This window comes from Myxococcus sp. NMCA1 (assembly GCF_026810205.1).
Lineage (GTDB): Bacteria > Myxococcota > Myxococcia > Myxococcales > Myxococcaceae > Myxococcus > Myxococcus xanthus_A.
Genome location: NZ_CP113950.1, coordinates 2860061 through 2876995 on the forward strand (window position 1 = coordinate 2860061; position 16935 = coordinate 2876995).

7 protein-coding genes are annotated in these 16935 nt (G+C 70.0%); 4 read left to right on the forward strand and 3 right to left on the reverse strand.

The annotated features are described in order from the left end of the window. Positions 1-130: 130 nt before the first annotated feature. Positions 131-5872, forward strand: coding sequence for an alpha-2-macroglobulin family protein (locus OZ403_RS12385; protein WP_268784294.1), 5742 nt, complete (start codon positions 131-133; stop codon positions 5870-5872). 20 nt (positions 5873-5892) lie between these two features. Here the strand turns inward: OZ403_RS12385 and OZ403_RS12390 are convergent, their stop codons facing one another. Continuing rightward, positions 5893-6576, reverse strand: coding sequence for a phospholipase D-like domain-containing protein (locus OZ403_RS12390; RefSeq protein WP_140789770.1), 684 nt, complete (start codon positions 6574-6576; stop codon positions 5893-5895). A gap of 33 nt (positions 6577-6609) precedes the next feature. Here OZ403_RS12390 and pbpC point away from each other — a divergent pair, with 33 nt between their 5' ends. Next, complete coding sequence (gene pbpC / locus OZ403_RS12395; RefSeq protein WP_237078248.1) at positions 6610-8979, forward strand: penicillin-binding protein 1C; 2370 nt, start codon at positions 6610-6612, stop codon at positions 8977-8979. A 62-nt stretch (positions 8980-9041) separates the two neighbouring features. Here the strand turns inward: pbpC and OZ403_RS12400 are convergent, their stop codons facing one another. Next, the gene (locus OZ403_RS12400) at positions 9042-10847 is read right to left on the reverse strand and encodes a CotH kinase family protein (protein WP_442929770.1); all 1806 of its coding nucleotides are present in this window, start codon (positions 10845-10847) and stop codon (positions 9042-9044) included. A gap of 288 nt (positions 10848-11135) precedes the next feature. Between OZ403_RS12400 and OZ403_RS12405 the strand changes: the two genes are divergently transcribed. Continuing rightward, entirely contained in the window at positions 11136-11606 is a 471-nt protein-coding gene (locus tag OZ403_RS12405; RefSeq protein WP_237078250.1) for a hypothetical protein, read from the forward strand. Between the two features lie 7 nt (positions 11607-11613). Here OZ403_RS12405 and OZ403_RS12410 read toward each other — a convergent pair whose 3' ends face one another. Then, positions 11614-15291, reverse strand: a complete 3678-nt coding sequence (locus tag OZ403_RS12410) for a tolB protein precursor protein (RefSeq protein ID WP_442929771.1) — start codon at positions 15289-15291, stop codon at positions 11614-11616. Positions 15292-15475: 184 nt separating this feature from the next. Between OZ403_RS12410 and OZ403_RS12415 the strand changes: the two genes are divergently transcribed. After that, the gene (locus tag OZ403_RS12415) at positions 15476-16927 is read left to right on the forward strand and encodes an LVIVD repeat-containing protein (RefSeq protein ID WP_268784297.1); all 1452 of its coding nucleotides are present in this window, start codon (positions 15476-15478) and stop codon (positions 16925-16927) included. Positions 16928-16935 lie beyond the last annotated feature (8 nt).

Sequence of the window (16935 nt, forward strand, 5' to 3'; positions counted from 1 at the left end):
CACCCTGCGGGTCCGCTGACGCGCGGGGGACGCGTCAGAGCCGCGGGCGCCTGACCACAGCCCTCTCTTCCCCGGCGCGCCCTGGTCCGGCACGCCGTGTGAAGAACACGCGTCATCTTCTGGAGGAATCATGGGTTCGCAGTCCGTCGTCACGCAGCGGCCATCGTGGGCGAAACGCTCGCGCTGGCTCCTCGCGGCCATGTTGGTGAGCGCCACGCTCGCAGGCTGCAAGAAGGAACAGGAGTCCACCGAGCCGCCCGCGCCGCAGCCCCAGGCGCCCGTCGCCGCGCAGCCAGCGGACGCGGGGACGGCCGTGGCGCAGACGCCGACGCCCCCCGCGCCCGAGCTGCTGACGCCCGTCGTCCGCGCGGTCTCCACCAGCGACGTGCTGCCGCAGGACATCGTCATCGAGTTCCCGCGGGAGGTACGCCCCAACGATGGCTCGGTGTTGAAGGACACCGTCGTGACCATCACTCCGGATGTGCCGGGCAGCCTCTCCTGGTCCTCCCCGTCCACGCTGACCTTCAAGCCGTCGGGCGCGGGCTTCGCCTTCGACACGAAGTACGCCGTTTCGGTGTCGTCGGTGGGGTTGGACTCGGGCGTGGTGAAGCCGGCCGCGGTTGGGGACTGGTCGCACACGTTCACCACGCCGCCCTTCCAGTTCGTCCGGATGGTGCCGCGTCAGCTCGACACGGTGAAGGGCCGCGTGGAGGTGGAGGTCGTCTTCTCCGGTCCCGTGGACATCGCCGCGGTGCGCTCGCGGGCGGGCTTCCGGGTGGGTGGGCAGGCCGTGGGTGACGTGAAGTGGCGCACCCTGCCCACCACGCGCAACGTCGTCAGCGCGCAGCTGAGCGGCGGGCTGCTCAGGCAGGGCCGCACGGTCGACTTCAGCCTCCAGGCGGGACTGCCCGCCGTGTCGCAGGCGAAGGCGACGGCCCCCGCCGCGCGCAGCGCGTTCGAGCTCCGCGCCGGCAAGCGAATGGACATCACCCGCGCCTCGGTGGAGCAGGGCACCACCGGCTTCTACATCGAGGTGAGCTGCCGGGACGTGGATGGCGCCGAGCCGCCCTCCCCGCGCGAGACGGAAGGGTATGACCCGTACTACTGGGACCACCGCAACAAGGGCTGCACGCTGGATGACGGCGTCGCCGCGGAGGCCATCCACCTGACGCCCGCCGTCAAGGTCTCCGTCGCGCCGTCGCGCCGCGGCTTCCGCATCTTCGGTGACTTCAAGCGCGGCTCCTACGCGCTGCGCATCGACGCGGGCACGACCTCGGTGGGCGGCGGCATGTTGCTGGCCACCTACGAGGACGCCTTCGCCGTCCCCGCGCGCTCGCCGCAGTTGTCCTTCGCGACCACCGGCCGCTACCTGCCGCGCAGCGCGTGGCGCAACCTGCCGCTGCAGCACCTCAACCTGGACTCGGTGGAGCTCACCGTCCGCAACGTGCCGCCGGAGAACCTCGTCTTCTGGATGAGCGACGACTACCGCGAGCGCGCGGATGAGCGCACCTCCAACGTGGTGGCGAAGCGGACGCTGGCGCTCAAGTCGCCCCCCGACACGCTGGCGACCACCTACGTGGATGTGGCCAGCCTGGTGCCCGCGAACACGAAGGGCCTGGTGGAAATCACCGCGAAGCAGAACCACCACGTGGCGGCGAGCCGCATCCTCCTCACCAACCTGAGCCTGGTGGCCAAGCGAGGTGAGGCCGCGCCGGGCTCCAACGGCGCCGGTGAGGTCTGGGTGTGGGCGCTGGGCATCGAGAGCACCGAGCCGCTGTCGGGCGTGGAGGTCTCCCTGGTGAAGAAGAGCGGCGAGTCGGTGGCCCGCTGCACCACGGTGGCGGCGGATGGCTGCCGGCTCCAGGTGCCCGCGCCCGGCGTCGACGACAGCGCGCCCTTCGCGCTCATCGCCCGTGACGGCGAGGAGCTGACGTACCTCAAGTACAGCGAGCTGAAGACGGAGATCGCCAACGCGGACGTACATGGCGAGTCCTACCGTTCGGAGAAGGCCTACCGCGCGTCGGTGTGGTCGGACCGCGGCGTGTACCGCCCAGGCGATACGGCGCACATCGCCGCGGTGCTGCGGGGGCAGGACGACAAGGCGCCGCCGGCGGGCATGCCTGTGGAGTTGGTGGTGGTGGACCCGCGTGAGCGCGAGCTGAAGAAGGTGTCGCTGAAGACGAACGAGGCGGGCCTGGTGACGCTGGACCTGCCCTTCGAATCATTCCAGGACACGGGCAGCTACCGCGTGGTGCTGAATGTGGCGGACCGCGAAGTGGCAATCTACTCCGTCAGCGTGGAGGAGTTCGTCCCGGAGCGCATGAAGGTGGAGGCGCGCACGGAGCAGGCCGGCTACCTCCAGGGCGAGGAAGTCCCGGTGGGCGTGGAGGCCGCGTACCTCTTCGGCGGCTCGGCGGAGGGCAGCCCGGTGGAGCTGACGTGCCGGCTGATTCCGTCCGCCTTCAAGCCGAAGGAGAACGCGCAGTACGCCTACGGACTGTGGCGCCAGGACGGCAGCGAGCCCCGCCCCGTCACGCTGGGCCAGGTGCAGGGCACGCTGGACGCGAAGGGACAGGCCGTCCTTCGTTGCCCGGCCCAGGGCGCCATGGGGGCCCTGCGGGGCGCCGGGGCGCTGAGCGCGCTGGCCAGCGTCTTCGAGTCGGGCAGCGGCCGCTCCACCCAGGGCAGCGTGACGGTGCCGGTGCACCCGGAGGCGTACTACGTGGGGCTCCAGGGCAGCACGGGCAAGGTGAAGGCAGGCAAGCCCTTCACGGTGAAGGGCGTGGTGGTGGATTGGGACGGCAAGCTGCTGGCCGCCTCGGACAAGACGCCCAAGTCGGTGGACGTGGAGTTCCTGCGCCTGGAGGAGGAGTACGGCTCCTTCTATGACGAGAACGAAGGCTACGAGCGTTACCAGCGCTACCTGCGCCCGGTGCGTGAGGGCCGCTCCACGGTGGCGGTGAAGGACGGCCGCTTCTCGCTGGACGTGACGCCGGGCGCGGACGCCGCGGGCTACATCGTGCGCGTGCGCTCGGGTGGGGCCCAGACGGACCTGGAGCTGGAAGGGGAGGGCCGCTACTATTGGTGGGGCGAAGGCTCGCGCGTGGACCAGACGCCGCGCCCGCTCAAGCCCACGTCGCTGGACCTGGCGCTGCCGGCGAAGGGGCGCGTGGGGCAGGCCATCACCGTGAAGCTGAAGTCGCCCTACAAGGGCCGCATGCTCTTCACCGCGGAGACGGACCGCGTGCTCGCCTCCCACTGGGTGGCGGTGGCGCCCGGCGAGGTGACGTGGAGCTTCACGCCGTCCGCCTTCGCGCCCAACGTGTACGTGAGCGCCTTCCTGGTGAAGGACCCGCACCTGGAGTCCGCCGAGGCCTTCATGCCCGACCGCGCCTTCGGCGTGGGCAGCGTCACGTTGGAGCCGGTGGAGTACACGCAGTCGGTGACGATGAACGTGCCCAAGGAGGTTCGCTCCAACGACACCCTCACGGTGGACCTGGAGCTGGGCCCGCAGGAAGGCCCCACCTTCGCCACTATCGCGGTGGTGGACGAGGGCATCCTCTCCCTCACGCGCTTCCAGAGCCCGGACCCGCAGAAGCAGCTCTTCTCCCGGCGAGCGCTGGGCGTGGAGACCTACGAGACGCTGGGCTGGACGCTGCTGGTGCCGCCGGGCGGCGCGTCCCGCTCCACGGGTGGTGACGGCGAGGGCGGCGCGGACGGCCGCGTGCAGCCCGTCAAGCCGGTGGCCCTGTGGAGCGGCCTGCTGCCGGTGCCGGCCAACGGCAAGCTGCGGGTGCCCTTCAAGCTGCCCCAGTACCGCGGCGCGGTGCGGGTGATGGCGGTGACGGCGGGCCCGCAGCGCATTGGCCGCGCCAGCGCGCAGGTGTTGGTGCGCGACCCGCTGGTGCTCCAGACGACGTTGCCACGCTTCCTCACGCAGCACGACGAAATCCAGGTGCCCGTCTTCGTCACCAACCTGTCCGGCAAGACGCAGGACGTGAAGGTGACGCTCAACGCGGAGTCACTGCCGGTGCCGGGGCTGGTGATGCCCGCGGCGGCCACTTCGCCGCTTCAACTGCTGGGCAAGAGCGAGGGCACGGCGCGGGTGGCGGACGGCAAGTCCCACACCTTCGTCTTCCAGGCCCGCGCGGTGCAGGCGGTGGGCGCGGCGCGGCTGTCGGTGACGGTGGAGGGCGGCGGCTACACCTCGAGTGAGTCGCTGGACGTGCCGCTGTCTCCGGCGGGCCCGCGCGAGCGCCTGGTGCAGCAAATCGAGCTGGCGCAGGGGACGACGGACGTCTCGCAGTACCTCCAGGGCTGGGTGCCCACGACGGAGCGCTCCACGCTGTGGGTGACGGCCAATCCGTACGCGCGCTCGCTGCAGCACCTCTCGTACCTGGCGCGCTACCCCTACGGCTGCGTGGAGCAGACGACGTCCGCCACCCGTCCGTTGCTGTACGTGTCCGAGCTGGTGAACGACGTGGACCCCACGCTGACCCAGGGCGGGACCGTGGGCGACATGGTGCTGTCGGGCATCAACCGCATCCTGGCCATGCAGACGCCGTCGGGCGGCTTCGGCTACTGGCCGGGCGCCACGGAGCCGGTGGGCTGGGGCTCGGCGTATGCCGCGCACATGCTGCTGGACGCGCAGAAGCTGAAGTACCCCGTGCCGCAGGACCGGCTGAACGACGCGCTCACGTGGATGTCCACCGAGCTGAACAAACTCGAGGGCCGCCAGAGCCGCGACGACATGTACACGGACAGCGCGGAGGCCTACATGCACTACGTCCTCTCCGTGGCCGGCAAGGGCCGCAAGGCGCGTGTGCAGAAGCTGGTGGACGCGTTGGCGGAGCGGGCGAAGCAGAAGGCGCTCACGGGCGAGGAGCAGGAGCGTGACTACATGCTCAAGGCTTCGCTGTGGCTTGCGGGCGACCGGCGCTACGAGAAGGAGCTGCGCAACCCCGACCTGTCGCCCGTCACCGGGGAGCGGAAGAACGACTGGTCCTTCTATTCCGACCGGCGCCGTCGTGGCTTCATGCTCAGCACCTTCCAGGACTTGTTCGGCAAGGACGCGGCGGGTGAGCCGCTGGCGCGCATGGTGGCCGAATCGCTCCAGGGGCACTCCAGCGGCTGGTACACGACGCAGGAGCTGGTGTGGGGCATCACCGGCCTGGGCAAGCGGCTGCAAGGGACGTCCACCCAGTTCTCCGCGCCGGTGCTCAAGGCGGACGGAAAGGTCATGACGCCGGTGCAGGACAAGACGGTGCGTTCGTCGGACCGGACGTGGGCCCTGGCCCGCGCCAGCGAGCGGCAGGGCCTTCAGCTGGAGGTGACGTCCAAGGACGAGGGCCGGCTGTACCTCGTGCTCAGCAGCGAGGGCGTGCGCTCGGACAGCAAGCCCCGCACGGGCGGCGAGGGCCTGGCGCTCACGCGCACCTGGCGCAAGCTGGACGGCACGGTGCTGGCCATGGGGCAGGCCCCGGTGGCGTTGGCGGACCTCGTCTACGTGGAGCTGGAGATTCGCAACACGACGGGCGAGCGCGTGCAGAACATCGCCCTGGTGGACCGGCTGCCGGCGGGCTGGGAAATCGAGAACGCGCGCCTGGGCCGGGGTGGCTCCACCGACTGGGTGGACCCGGCGTCGCTGTGGTCCGCGGACTACGTGAACATCCGCGATGACCGGATGGAGGTCTTCGGCAGCCTGGGGCCTCGCGAGTCGAAGAAGGTCGTCTACGCGGTGCGCGCGGTGACGGCGGGTGCCTTCACCCTGCCGTCGGCGGAGGCGGAGGCCATGTATGACCCGCGCCTGTGGGCGCGTGAGCCGGGCCGGACGATTCAGGTGTCCGGGCCGTGGAAGGACAACCTGCTGTAGCGCGGCGCGGGGAGACGCTCCTAGCCGAGCGTCTCCCACAGCGCGTCGAACGCGCGGCTGAAGGGCTGCACCAGCCGCGCGTCGTCGGATACCAGGACGTTCTCGTGGTTGTACTCGGCGGCCGAGCGCGTCCAGTTGTAGCTGCCCGTCACCAGCCGCAGCCGGTCGAACACGGCGAACTTGTGGTGCATATGCGCGGACGTCCTGTCCAGGCGGATGGGGATGCCGGCGTCCCCCAGCCGCTCCATGTCGGAGCCCGGGTCCATGGCCTTGTCATCGTCACTCACGATTCGCATCCGCACACCGCGCCGGTGGGCGTCCAGCAGCGCGCGGGTGATGCGGTCATCCGTCACGGTGAAGACGCAGACGTCGATGGAACCGCGTGCCGACTGGATTTGCTGGACGATGGCGTTGAGCGGGCCCTCGCCCGGAGAGAAGTGCGCCTCCATGCGCGACGTCTGCTCGGGCTCGGGCGCGTGCAGCGCCTGCACCGTCTCCTCGAGCCAGGAGATGACCTCCCGGGAGCGCGCGTCCTTCATCGACGCTCGCGCCAGGGCGAAGGCCTGGGTGCGGAAGAGGGTGAGCAGGGCCTCGCCTGCCCGCCGCTCCGCCAGGACGGCCTGCAACGCCTGCCGCTCGGTGGGTGTCAGCCGCCGGTCGTCGAGAATGGACGTCAGGATGGCGTCGATTTCAAAGGCATTCATTGCGCGTAGTATATGCCTGGGATTCACCGTCTCATGAGCCGTGCCCGTCGAATCACCCGGAAGCTCTTGCCCGTCGGCCTGGGGTTGTTGGGCCTCACCGTGGCCGCGTGGGTGGCCGCCTGGCGCGTGCCCATGCCGGCCCGTCTCTTCGCGCCCGCATCGGTGGTGATGGAGTACCGGGACGGCACGCCGGCCCACGTCTTCCTGGCCCCGGACGAGCGCTGGCGCATCCCCACGGCGCTGGAGCGCGTGGACCCGGACTACGTCCAGGCCCTGCTGGCCCTGGAGGACAAGCGCTTCTTCCACCACCCGGGCGTGGACCCGCTGGCGGTGCTGCGCGCGGCGACACGCAACCTGTCCACGGGGCGGCGGGTGTCCGGCGCCTCGACTTTGACGATGCAGTTGGTCCGCGTGTTGGAGCCGCGGCCCCGCACCTTCACGTCGAAAATCATCGAGTCCTTCCGGGCGATGCAGCTGGAGGTGCGGCTGTCCAAGCAGGAGGTGCTCGCGGCCTATCTCCAGTTCGTCCCGTACGGGCGCAACGTCGAAGGCGTGGAGGCGGCCGCGCTGGCGTACTTCGGCCACACGGCGGCGAACCTGAGCCCCGCGGAGATTGCCACGCTGCTGGCGGTGCCGCAGAACCCGAACCGGCGCTTCCCCACGGCGCAGAACACGGCCCGGTTGCAGTCGGCGCGCGACGGCGTGGCGCGAAGGCTGCTGGACGTGGAGGCGCTTCCCCGAGGGCCCGAGGCGGCCCGCGTGTCGGCGGAGACGGTGCTGCGCGAGGTGCGCGACACGCCTGTGCCCACGGACCTGAAGCCCTTTCCCCGTGAGGCGCCACACGTGGCGGTGTGGCTGCGCACGCAGCGGCCGGAGCAGGCCCGGCTGCGCACCACGCTGGAGGCCGGCACGCAGCGGATGGTGGAGCGGTTGATGCGGGACGCGGCGGTGGGGCTGGCGCCGCGGGGCATCTACAACGGGACGGCGGTGGTGGTGGACCGGCAGCAGGCGGAGGTGCTCGCGCTGGTAGGCAACTTCGACTTCTTCGACCAGAAGCACGGCGGGCAGATTATCGGCTTCGCCACGCCGCGCTCGCCGGGCTCGGCGCTCAAGCCCCTGCTGTATGCCATGGGCATCGACCTGGGAATGGTGGGGCCGGAGCAGCTGGTGGCGGACGTGCCCACGGCCTACGGCGGCTATGCGCCGCGCAACTTTGACGGCCGCTTCCAGGGGTTGGTGCGCCTGGAGTACGCGCTGTCCCAGTCGCTCAACATGCCCTTCGTGCGGCTCTTGGAGCGCGTGGGGGTGGAGCGCTTCCTGGGCGCCCTGCAATCGGCGGGAGTCACGAGCCTGGTGCAGGAGCCCGGGTACTACGGCCTGTCCGCGGCGGTGGGCGGCATCGAGCTGACGCCGCTGGAGCTCGCGGGCGTCTACGTCGCGCTGGCGGGGGATGGACGCGCGCCGCCGCTGCGGCTTCTGCTGGACGAGAAGGCGGCCGCGCCGGTGGAGGTGCTGTCCCCTGGCGCGGCCTGGCTGACGCGCCAGGCGCTGTCGCTGAGGGACCGGCCGGACTTCCCGGCCCGCCGTCGGCTGACGGGCATGCCGGCGCGCGTGCACTGGAAGACAGGGACCAGCTTCGGCCACCGCGACGCGTGGGCGGCGGGCTCGGGGCCGCGGCACACGGCTGTCGTCTGGCTGGGGAACTTCAATCACACGCCCAGCGTGCACCTGGTGGGCGCTGACGCGGCGGGGCCGGTGCTGTTCGACATCCTGGAGGGCGTGGGTCCGCGCGGCCTCAACCTGCCGGACGAGAGCATGAATCCGCCCGATGACCTGGCCGTGGTGGAGGTTTGCGCCTATTCGGGCCACCTGCCGACGGATGCCTGCGTGCAGCGCAAGCACGTCTACGCGCGGCGCTCGGCGGTGCCCACCACGCGCTGCCCGTACCACCAGCACGTGGAGGTGGACGTGGCCACGGGGCTGTCGGTGGGCCCCATGTGCCGGACGGGGCGGAAGACGGAGACGCGCGTGTACGTGTCGTGGCCGGCCACCATCCGCCGCTGGCTTGAGGAGCAGCACCGGCGCCTGCCGGAGCCACCCGCCGCCGCGCCTGGCTGCGAGCCCGGGGGGGCGCGCGCGGCCCCGTCCATTGTCTCCCCCGCGCCGGGACATGTGGCCGTGCTGATTCCCGGTGTCCCGGCCTCGCAACAGGAGGTGCCGCTGGAGGCGGAGGCCTCACACGAGCGGGCACTGACGTGGTTCGTGGACGGTGCCCTGCTGGGGACGGCGCGCGCCGATGAGCGCGTGTGGTGGACGCCGTCCGTGGGCTCCCACGAGATTCTCGTCACCGATGACCGGGGACTGAGCGCGAAGCGGACGTTGGAGGTCCGCATGCGGCCCTGAAACGCAGCGCGGCGCCCCCGGAGTCCAGGAGCGCCGCGCTCAGGTGAGGCTCGCCTCCGCGCTCAGCGCACTTCCCAGCCCCGCGCGCCGCGCTCGTAGCGCTTGCCCGCGCCCAGGTCGCCGTAGAAGAGCAGGTCTTTCACGCCCACCACGGAGCGCCCGTCGAAGAGGCCAATCTCGCCGTTGGCGGGCATCTGGATGCCCAGCTGCGCGGCGTTGAGGCGGACGCGCTGCCCCGGGGCCACCATCAGCTCCGGCAGCACCGCGCCGATGGGGGCACGCACCTGCGTGGGCAAGTGGCCGGGGCTCTGCGCCAGGCTGATGCGCAGCTGCGTCGTCAGCACCATGCCCGCCAGGGAAATGGGCGCCGAGGTGCGGTTGCCCACCTCCACCCAGCCTTCACGCGGGTGGACGGCCTCCAGCACCAGCGTGGGTTGCTGCTGCGCGAGCCGCTCCAGCTCCTTGAAGATGAAGTCGCGGCGCTCGCGCACGTAGCGCTTCAGGTAGGCGCGGCCCGCGGAGAAGCGGCCGTAGTCCATGAAGGGGTCATCACGCATGTGCGGGTCGATGAGCGCGTGCAGTTTGTCGATGTGCGCGTCCATCACCTCGCGGGTGAAGAGCTCGTCCAACGCCTTGTCCAGCCGCGCCTCCAGCCGCTCGCGCAGCACGGGGTTCATCACCACGCGGGTGGCCAGGTTGGAGAACACCGGCAGGTAGCCGGGGTACGAGGCCGTCTCCAGCTTGCGCTGCTCGTACATCTTCGCCACCCATTCGTCGGTGAGGGTGAAGCTGAACAGCGGGTGGCGCATGTTGCTGGTGCTCTGGCTCATGTCCTCCACGCTGATGGGGTGCCACCAGCGCGAGTCCACGTTGTTGAGGTCCCACGGGACGTAGGACCACCTGGCCACCGCGCGGTCGTAGATGAAGTAGCTCTCCGAGTCCTCCACGTAGTTGTTGGACATCAGCGCGTCCATCACCATGGCGCGCAGGTAGTGCTCCAGCTCGAAGCGCTTCTCCATTTCGCTGACGAACTGGGGCTCGGGCGTGTGGTTGATGGCGCCCACCATCTCCCAGAGCTTGTCGTCCGGCTGGGACTCGTTCGTCTTCTTCGCCCAGTCACCCTGGTACGGCACCTTCACCATCTTGAATTCGCAGTCCTTCCAGCCACACCGGTAGATGGTTCCATCCGTGTCGGCGTAGGCGTGCGCCCGCAGGAAGGCCTTGTTCACCTGCTCGATTTCCAGGAACACGCCCTGGTACACGCCGTTGACGTTGAGCCGCACCAGCGTGCCCTTCGACGCGGGGACGCGCATGGCCTCCAACAGGTCGAAGGCAAGCTTCTCCGCCAGCAGCGTCGCGTCCGCGTACTCGGCCACGAGGTTGAGTGACGTCCTCCCCTCGAAACGCACGCCGTCCTCGAAGCTCACGTTCCAGCTCTTCTTCGGGAAGAATCGCGCGGAAGCACCCCGCAGGCGCACCTGCACGCGGTACGTCGTCCCGTTCGCCTTGAAGAGGCCGCCCTGCTCTGGCGTCCAAGGGTCCGCCTCGAACATCCGCATCGTCTCTTCGGGAATGATGAGCTCGTACTGCGGCACCGACGTCTGCACGGGCGGCATCACAAAGGGCCGCTCCGTCTCCGGCACGGGCGGTGGCGGTTCCGGAGGCGGATCCACCGGAGGCGGGTCGACGGGAGGCGGGTCCACCGGTGTCGGCTGCGTCGGCTGCGGCTCCTCCTCGCCAGGGGGCGTTTGCGGATTCTCCACGCCCGGAGGGTCCTGGAGGGACGGTGGCCGCTCCGCCTGGGTTCCATCACAGGCCCACAGGCTCAGCAGCGGCAGGCACAGCAGCAATCGAGAAGGAGTCATCAACCCCGGCGCAAAGCAACGGTTGTGCCCGCCTCCAGGGTCCCTTTTTGGTGGAGAGCGAACGCTTGAGTCGGCACGCAGGCACCCACCGTCGCGTGCAAGGGAAACGGATTACCCAACCTGGCTGCTTGTCCCACCCTGGAGGGAATGGGACGCGAAGGGGCCCCTGGCGGGGCAGGCGGCCGGGCGGAACGGGGCCCCTTTCCCCGCGTGGGCTGTGCACGGGGGGCGGCGGCGGTCCTAGCTTCAAGAGAAGAGGGGGCGCGCCGCGTCAGGGAGAGAGGGCCTCATATGGAATCGTGGAACCAGACGTCGTCAGACACCGTGCGTGTCCACACGCCGCTGGTGGTGAACCGGCGCATCGACGAGCACGTGGAGCGCTGCGTCCGGTACATGGCGGAGAAGGGGGACCGCGCGGAGATGACGCGCTACCTCGCCCGGCTGGAGCGCGAGTGGGACATCAACCGCGCCCTCGCCGTGGGCACGTCGGCCCTGGGCCTGCTGGGCCTGCTGCTGGGCCAGCGGGACGGCGGCCGCTGGTGGAGGCTCACCGCGGTGGCGGGGGGCATGCTGCTCCAGCACAGCGTGTCCGGCTTCAGCCCCCTGTCCGAGCTGCTGCGCGTGCTTGGCGTGCGCACCCGCCGGGAAATCGACCTGGAGAAGTTCGCCATCAAGGCGCTGCGCGGCGACTTCGAGCGCATCCCCATGGAGGGCGGGCCCATGGCCCGCGCCAACGCCGCCCTCGTCGCCGCGCAGTCCTGACGCCGCCTCAGCGGCGCGGCGCGGTGTAGCCGCCTCCCAGGGAGGGCATCAGGGCCGGGGACATGGGCGTCGGCGATGGGCCGACGCTCTTCCCGGTGTTCGCCTGGTCGAAGAAGCCATTGAGGCCGGCGATGCCCAGCGAGAAGTTCGTCACCCAGCCCGGGTCCGGCCGGCCGGCAGCGGCGCCGACGTCGAACGGCCGGGCGAAGTGCAGGCGCAGCAGCAGGGGGCCCAGCGCGAGGTTGAAACCGACGACGCCGTTCACCACGCGGTGGTTCCACAAGTCATCCCGGCCCTCGCCGACGCCGCCCGCGTCGATGGCGGCAATCGCTTCCAGGTCGCTGAGGAAGGCCACCCGGATGATGTCGTTGAGCGGCAGCTGCGCCTCCAGCGTGGAGTAGATGTAGTGCCGGCCGAGCAGCCACTGGATGTCGCCGAAGTTCACGCCGCGCAGCGTGTCGAACGATGACAGGAAGTAGGAGCGCGCGTACCGGCCTCCCAGCGTGGTGCCCAGGCCGCCGCGGATGAAGATGTTGGCGCGGCCGTAGATGGGGAAGTAGCGCTCCGCGTCCACGCGCACGTTGCCGTAGGCCTGGTTGTCGAAGGGCTGCACGCCCACCGTCGTCTCCAGCATGGCCGCGCTGCCCGACAGCGGGCCGGTGGCGTAGTGGTACTTCAGGCTGTCGTAGCCAATCTGCCCGCTCAGCTCCGTCTGGAAGCGGATGGCGCGGTTTCGCGCGTTCCAGGCCGTCAGCAGCTCCCGGTTGGCCGCGTTGCGCTCGGGGAAGAACAGCTCGAACTCCGTGTAGTCGTCCAGGAAGTACCGGGTGCCACCAATGGCCAGGTCACCCTGCACGAACAGGAAGGTGCTCAGCGGGTAGCGCACGCTTCCGAGCGCGCCGAAGAAGCGCTCACCCGACGTGAAGAAGGCATTCTGCGCGCCCTCTTCACCTTCGAAGGTGCGGTCCACGCGGAAGCGCAGGGACTGGAAGATGCCGCCACCCCACGTCATGCGTGACTTGTCGTTGACGTAGAGCAGGTAGCCGTCCGTCAGGTCGAAGCTGCCGTACACCGCCAGGGTGAGCAGGAACTGGTGGTCCTTCATGCGGTCACTGGCCGCCGCGAACAGCTGGCCCACGAAGCCGCCGCCGCCCGCGCCCGCGAAGCCGAAGAAGGGACCGAACTCCAGGTTCTGCCGGGTGAAGGGCTCGTAGTTCTGTGCGTCCGTGAGGGGCCGCACCGCCAGCGGGTTGGGCGGCTCCGGCGGCGGTTCGGCGGGGACGTCCAGCGCCAGCATGCGCGGCGGGCGCAGCACCGCGGGCCGGCGCTCACCGGAGACGTGGAACAGCATCCACAGGCTGCCGTCCGGGCCCGGGCCGGGCTCGAAGACGCCCGTCGTCAGGTCCGTGCGCCGCACGATGCGGCCGTCCTTCGTCAGCTCGTGCAAATCGGAGCTGCTGTTGTTGAAGGCGGTGAAGAAGAGGCGTCCGTCCGCCAGGGCCACCGGGGCCGTGTGGTCCCGCTCCTCGCTGGTGAGGCGCTCCACCTGCCGGGGCGCGTCCGGACGCACGCGGAAGAGGTTGAACTGGCGGTGAGACGTCGCGTCCGACGTGAAGATGACGCCCGAGGGACCCCACGTCACCTCGCGCTCGGAGAACACGTCGTCGGTGAGCTGCAGCGGCGGGGCGTCCGGGCCCGCCTGCAGGTCGATGGCGTAGATGTCCCGCAGACCCGCGTCGTTGATGCCGATGAAGGCCACCCACCGGCCGTCGGGCGAGAAGGCCGGCGAGTACGCCGCGAGCAGCCCGTGCCGGTCGATGCGGTACGCGGTGCGTCCGCCCAGGCTCAGGTCGACCACCAGGCCCACCTCCCGGTCGATGCCGGTCCGGATGGCGTTGCGGCGCACCAGCACGTCCGCGCCTCGTCGCTCCGACTTGTGCGTGTAGTCCTGCACGTAGATGACGTCGCGCCCGGTGATTTCGGCGATGAAGGCCAGCTTGTCGTTCGTCAGCGCGAAGCTGCGTCCGGAGATGGGGTGCAACGACTCCACGCCCGGCACGCCGTCACCCGCGACCTTCACCGTCTTGTCCGGCACGCGCGGATCCATGATGTACAGCCGGCTCTCACCCGTCTCCGGGACGATGGTGCGCAGCCCCAGCACGTTGCCCGACGGGGAGGACGCCATGGCGGTGGTGTAGCCGGGCGCCTTGTCGAGCAGGTCCAGTGCCGGCGCGGACTGCTCGGACGCCAGGTACGTCTTGAAGGCCCGGCGCTTCAGCCAGTTCTCGAACCGCGCGGAGATGCGCTTGGGGTTGTCGCCGGTGAGCCGCTCAAGCAGCTCCTCGAACTTGAGCGACGGTGAATCGCGCGAGCCACCCGCCAGCCTCGGTGACTCCTCCAGCACGCGCTGGATGAAGCCGGCGCCGTACTCCTCTTCGAGGAAGGACACACGGACCTGGCCCACCTTGTAGATCCACAGGTAGCCGTAGGGCCCGGGGGAGAAGAAGTCGAGGAAGGCGTAGCCCTTGAAGAGGTCCGGGTTCACCAGCAGGTCCCGCACCAGCATCTCCGCTTCCGGGTCCATGCCGCGCTTGGCGTAGAACTCGGCGAGGCCCTCGATGAACCACAGCGGAATGGCCTGCAGCGGGTCGCCGAACATCTTGGCCTGCTCGGCCACGGTGCGGACCTTCTGGATGGTGAACTGGTGCGCCAGTTCGTGGGTACTGACCTCCTCGAAGAGGCGGTGGTCACCCAGGTACGGCAGCGTCAGCTTCAGGTCCTCGCCGGTGCTGGTGAGACCGAGCGTGCCCTCGGACACGGCGAAGAGGTTGGTCTGCAGGAACTCCTGGTAGCTGCTGTAGAGGATGTACGGGAACGTCTTGGTGGGAACGTACTTGAACTGATCCACCAGGTACCGGTAGGCCTCCTCGATGAGCGGCGCGGCGCGCTCGGCCACCATGCGCTCACGCTCATAGAAATAGAAGCGCACCCCGCCCGACTTGTCCCCCAGCGACTTCGCGTAGGTGTAGTTGAACCCACCGTCCGCGCCCGCGAACACCGACTGGCCGCCGCCCAGCACCGTCCCGCCGTCGTCATCGGAGTCGCTGGCCATCAGGTAGGTGGCGCCCGCGTCCTGCTCGCCGCCGTCGGTACCACCGGCCGCGAGCGTGCCGCCATCCGCCGTCCCCGCATCGGCCGCGGCCAGGGCACCGCCGTCCTCCGTCCCCCCGTCGGCGGCCGCCAGGCCACTCTCCGGGACGCTCCCGTCTTCACCCGTCGTCAAAGGCGGCACGCCCGCGTCGGTCGCCCCCCCGAGCACCACCGGCGTGCTGCCGGGCAGCCCCGTCTGGGACTGGGGCTCGGACGTGCCTCCCGTGGTCTCCGAGGGCGGACCGGTGGGAGGCGCCTTCGTGTCGCCCTCGTCCGGCGAGGTGGTGGGCGCGCCCGGGTTGGCGCCGCCCGGACTTTCCGGTGGCTGTTCGTGAGCCGTCCGCTCGGGAGGTTCCGCCAGACCCGTGGCCCCCGGTCCGACGAGGATATCCGTGTGTCGCCACTCGAATTCGTAGCTGTTCACCGCCGTTTTCCCGGGTCTTCGGGGCACGACGTAGAACTGGGCAAGCGCGAGCCCCGGGAAGAGCACGACGAGCAGGGCTGCGGCGAGGGGACGGGGGTTCACTGAAGGCACCTCTGTGGGTGGGGTACCGGCGAGACTACACCTGCTAGGGAGGCTGCCTCCCAGCGGTCCAGGTATACAAGCGCCCCGACGATTTCTTTCCGTTTACTTGACGGGCAGTGGGCATCGCCCCCTCGGAGGCCGGGGGAGCGCGCTGTTTCGTTGGGTGCTGGCGCCGGATGATATGCATGGGGGCATGAAACGCCTCCTCGCACTCACCAGCACCCTGGCGCTCGCCACCGCTTGCGGCAATGACAATCCGTCCGTTCCCAAGGCGGAGTGTCAGGTCGAGGCCATCGATTTGTCGGCCTGCCAGCTTTCAAGCCTCTCCGCCGTACAACCCGAGGGCATCTGGAACCTCAATATCAACCTCAACGACCGTTCCGGTGCCGCGGCCGCGATGCGGTTGTCGGGAGGGGGCAGCAACACCCAGATGCTGATGGGCCTCGCCGCCACGGAGCGGCAGAGCACCCCGGAGTCGTTCTTCCTGGCCAGCGAGTTCCAGGGCTCCAACAACGTGACGATGCGCTTCGCCGTCGCCGGGTGTTCCTCGTCCGGGCCCGGGCAGATGTCGGGCATCTTCCGGCGTTGCGCCAATGGCACTGCGGACATGAAGGGCACCTTCGAGGCCATCCGGCTGGGCCGCCGCGCGGGTGAAGCGGAGGCGTCCGGCGTGGAGCTGGTCAGCGAGGTGAAGCTGACCGAAGCCACGGCCACGAACGTCGCGGTGGCCCATGGCCACGCCTACGTGACGGCGGGGGCCAAGGGCCTCATCACCTTCGACCTGAGCGACCCCTCGCAGCCGCGCCAGGTCCGCCAGTACGAGCTGTCCAACGACTACTACACGGACGCGCTGGTGAACGGGAACACGCTCTATGTGGCCAGCCGCCGCAGCGGCATCGCCGTGTTCGACATCACCAACCCGGCGGTACCTGTCCGCCTGCGCTCCGTGCCCGAGTCCGTGGTGGAGGTGAACTCCCTCGCGCTGGACGGAAACGTCCTGTACGCGGCGTCGCCCGCGCCCAACGCGGAGGTGTACGTCTACGACGTCGCCACGCCCGCGGAGCCGAAGCAGCTCAGGCGGTACTTCGTCGAGGGCGCGGAGCCCCTGGCGGGGGAGGTGCCCCTGCACGTCTCGGCGATGGGCGGCCGGCTCTACGTGAGCAACTGGTCCTTCGGAATGACCGTCTCGGACGTCACCACCCCGGCGAGCCCGAAGCTGTTGGGCCGCTTCGCCAACGGCACGTCGGCCGCCACGGCGGTCGGCATGGTGGGAGACCGCGCCTACGCGTTCGACGCGGGCGAGGACTGGGGCGCGCACCTGAGCGTGCTGGACGTGAGCGCGCCGGCCACGGTGGCCCGGACGGGTGAGTTCCGGACGCGCCCGGAGGTGTCCATCCGCTCGGTGGCGTTCGCCGGGACGAAGGTCTACATGGCCTATGGTCAGGATGGCCTGCGCATCGTGGACGTGTCCGTCCCCGGCTCGCCCCAGCAGGTGGGTTACTACAACACCTGGCGGGAGACGGATGCGGGCCACGGCGTCGTGTTCCTCGAAGGACTGAGCAAGGTGCACGTGCCGGGCGACGGATTCGTGTACGCGACGGATTCCTCGCGAGGCCTGCTCATCTTCCGCGAGACGACGGAGTAGGCTGTCTG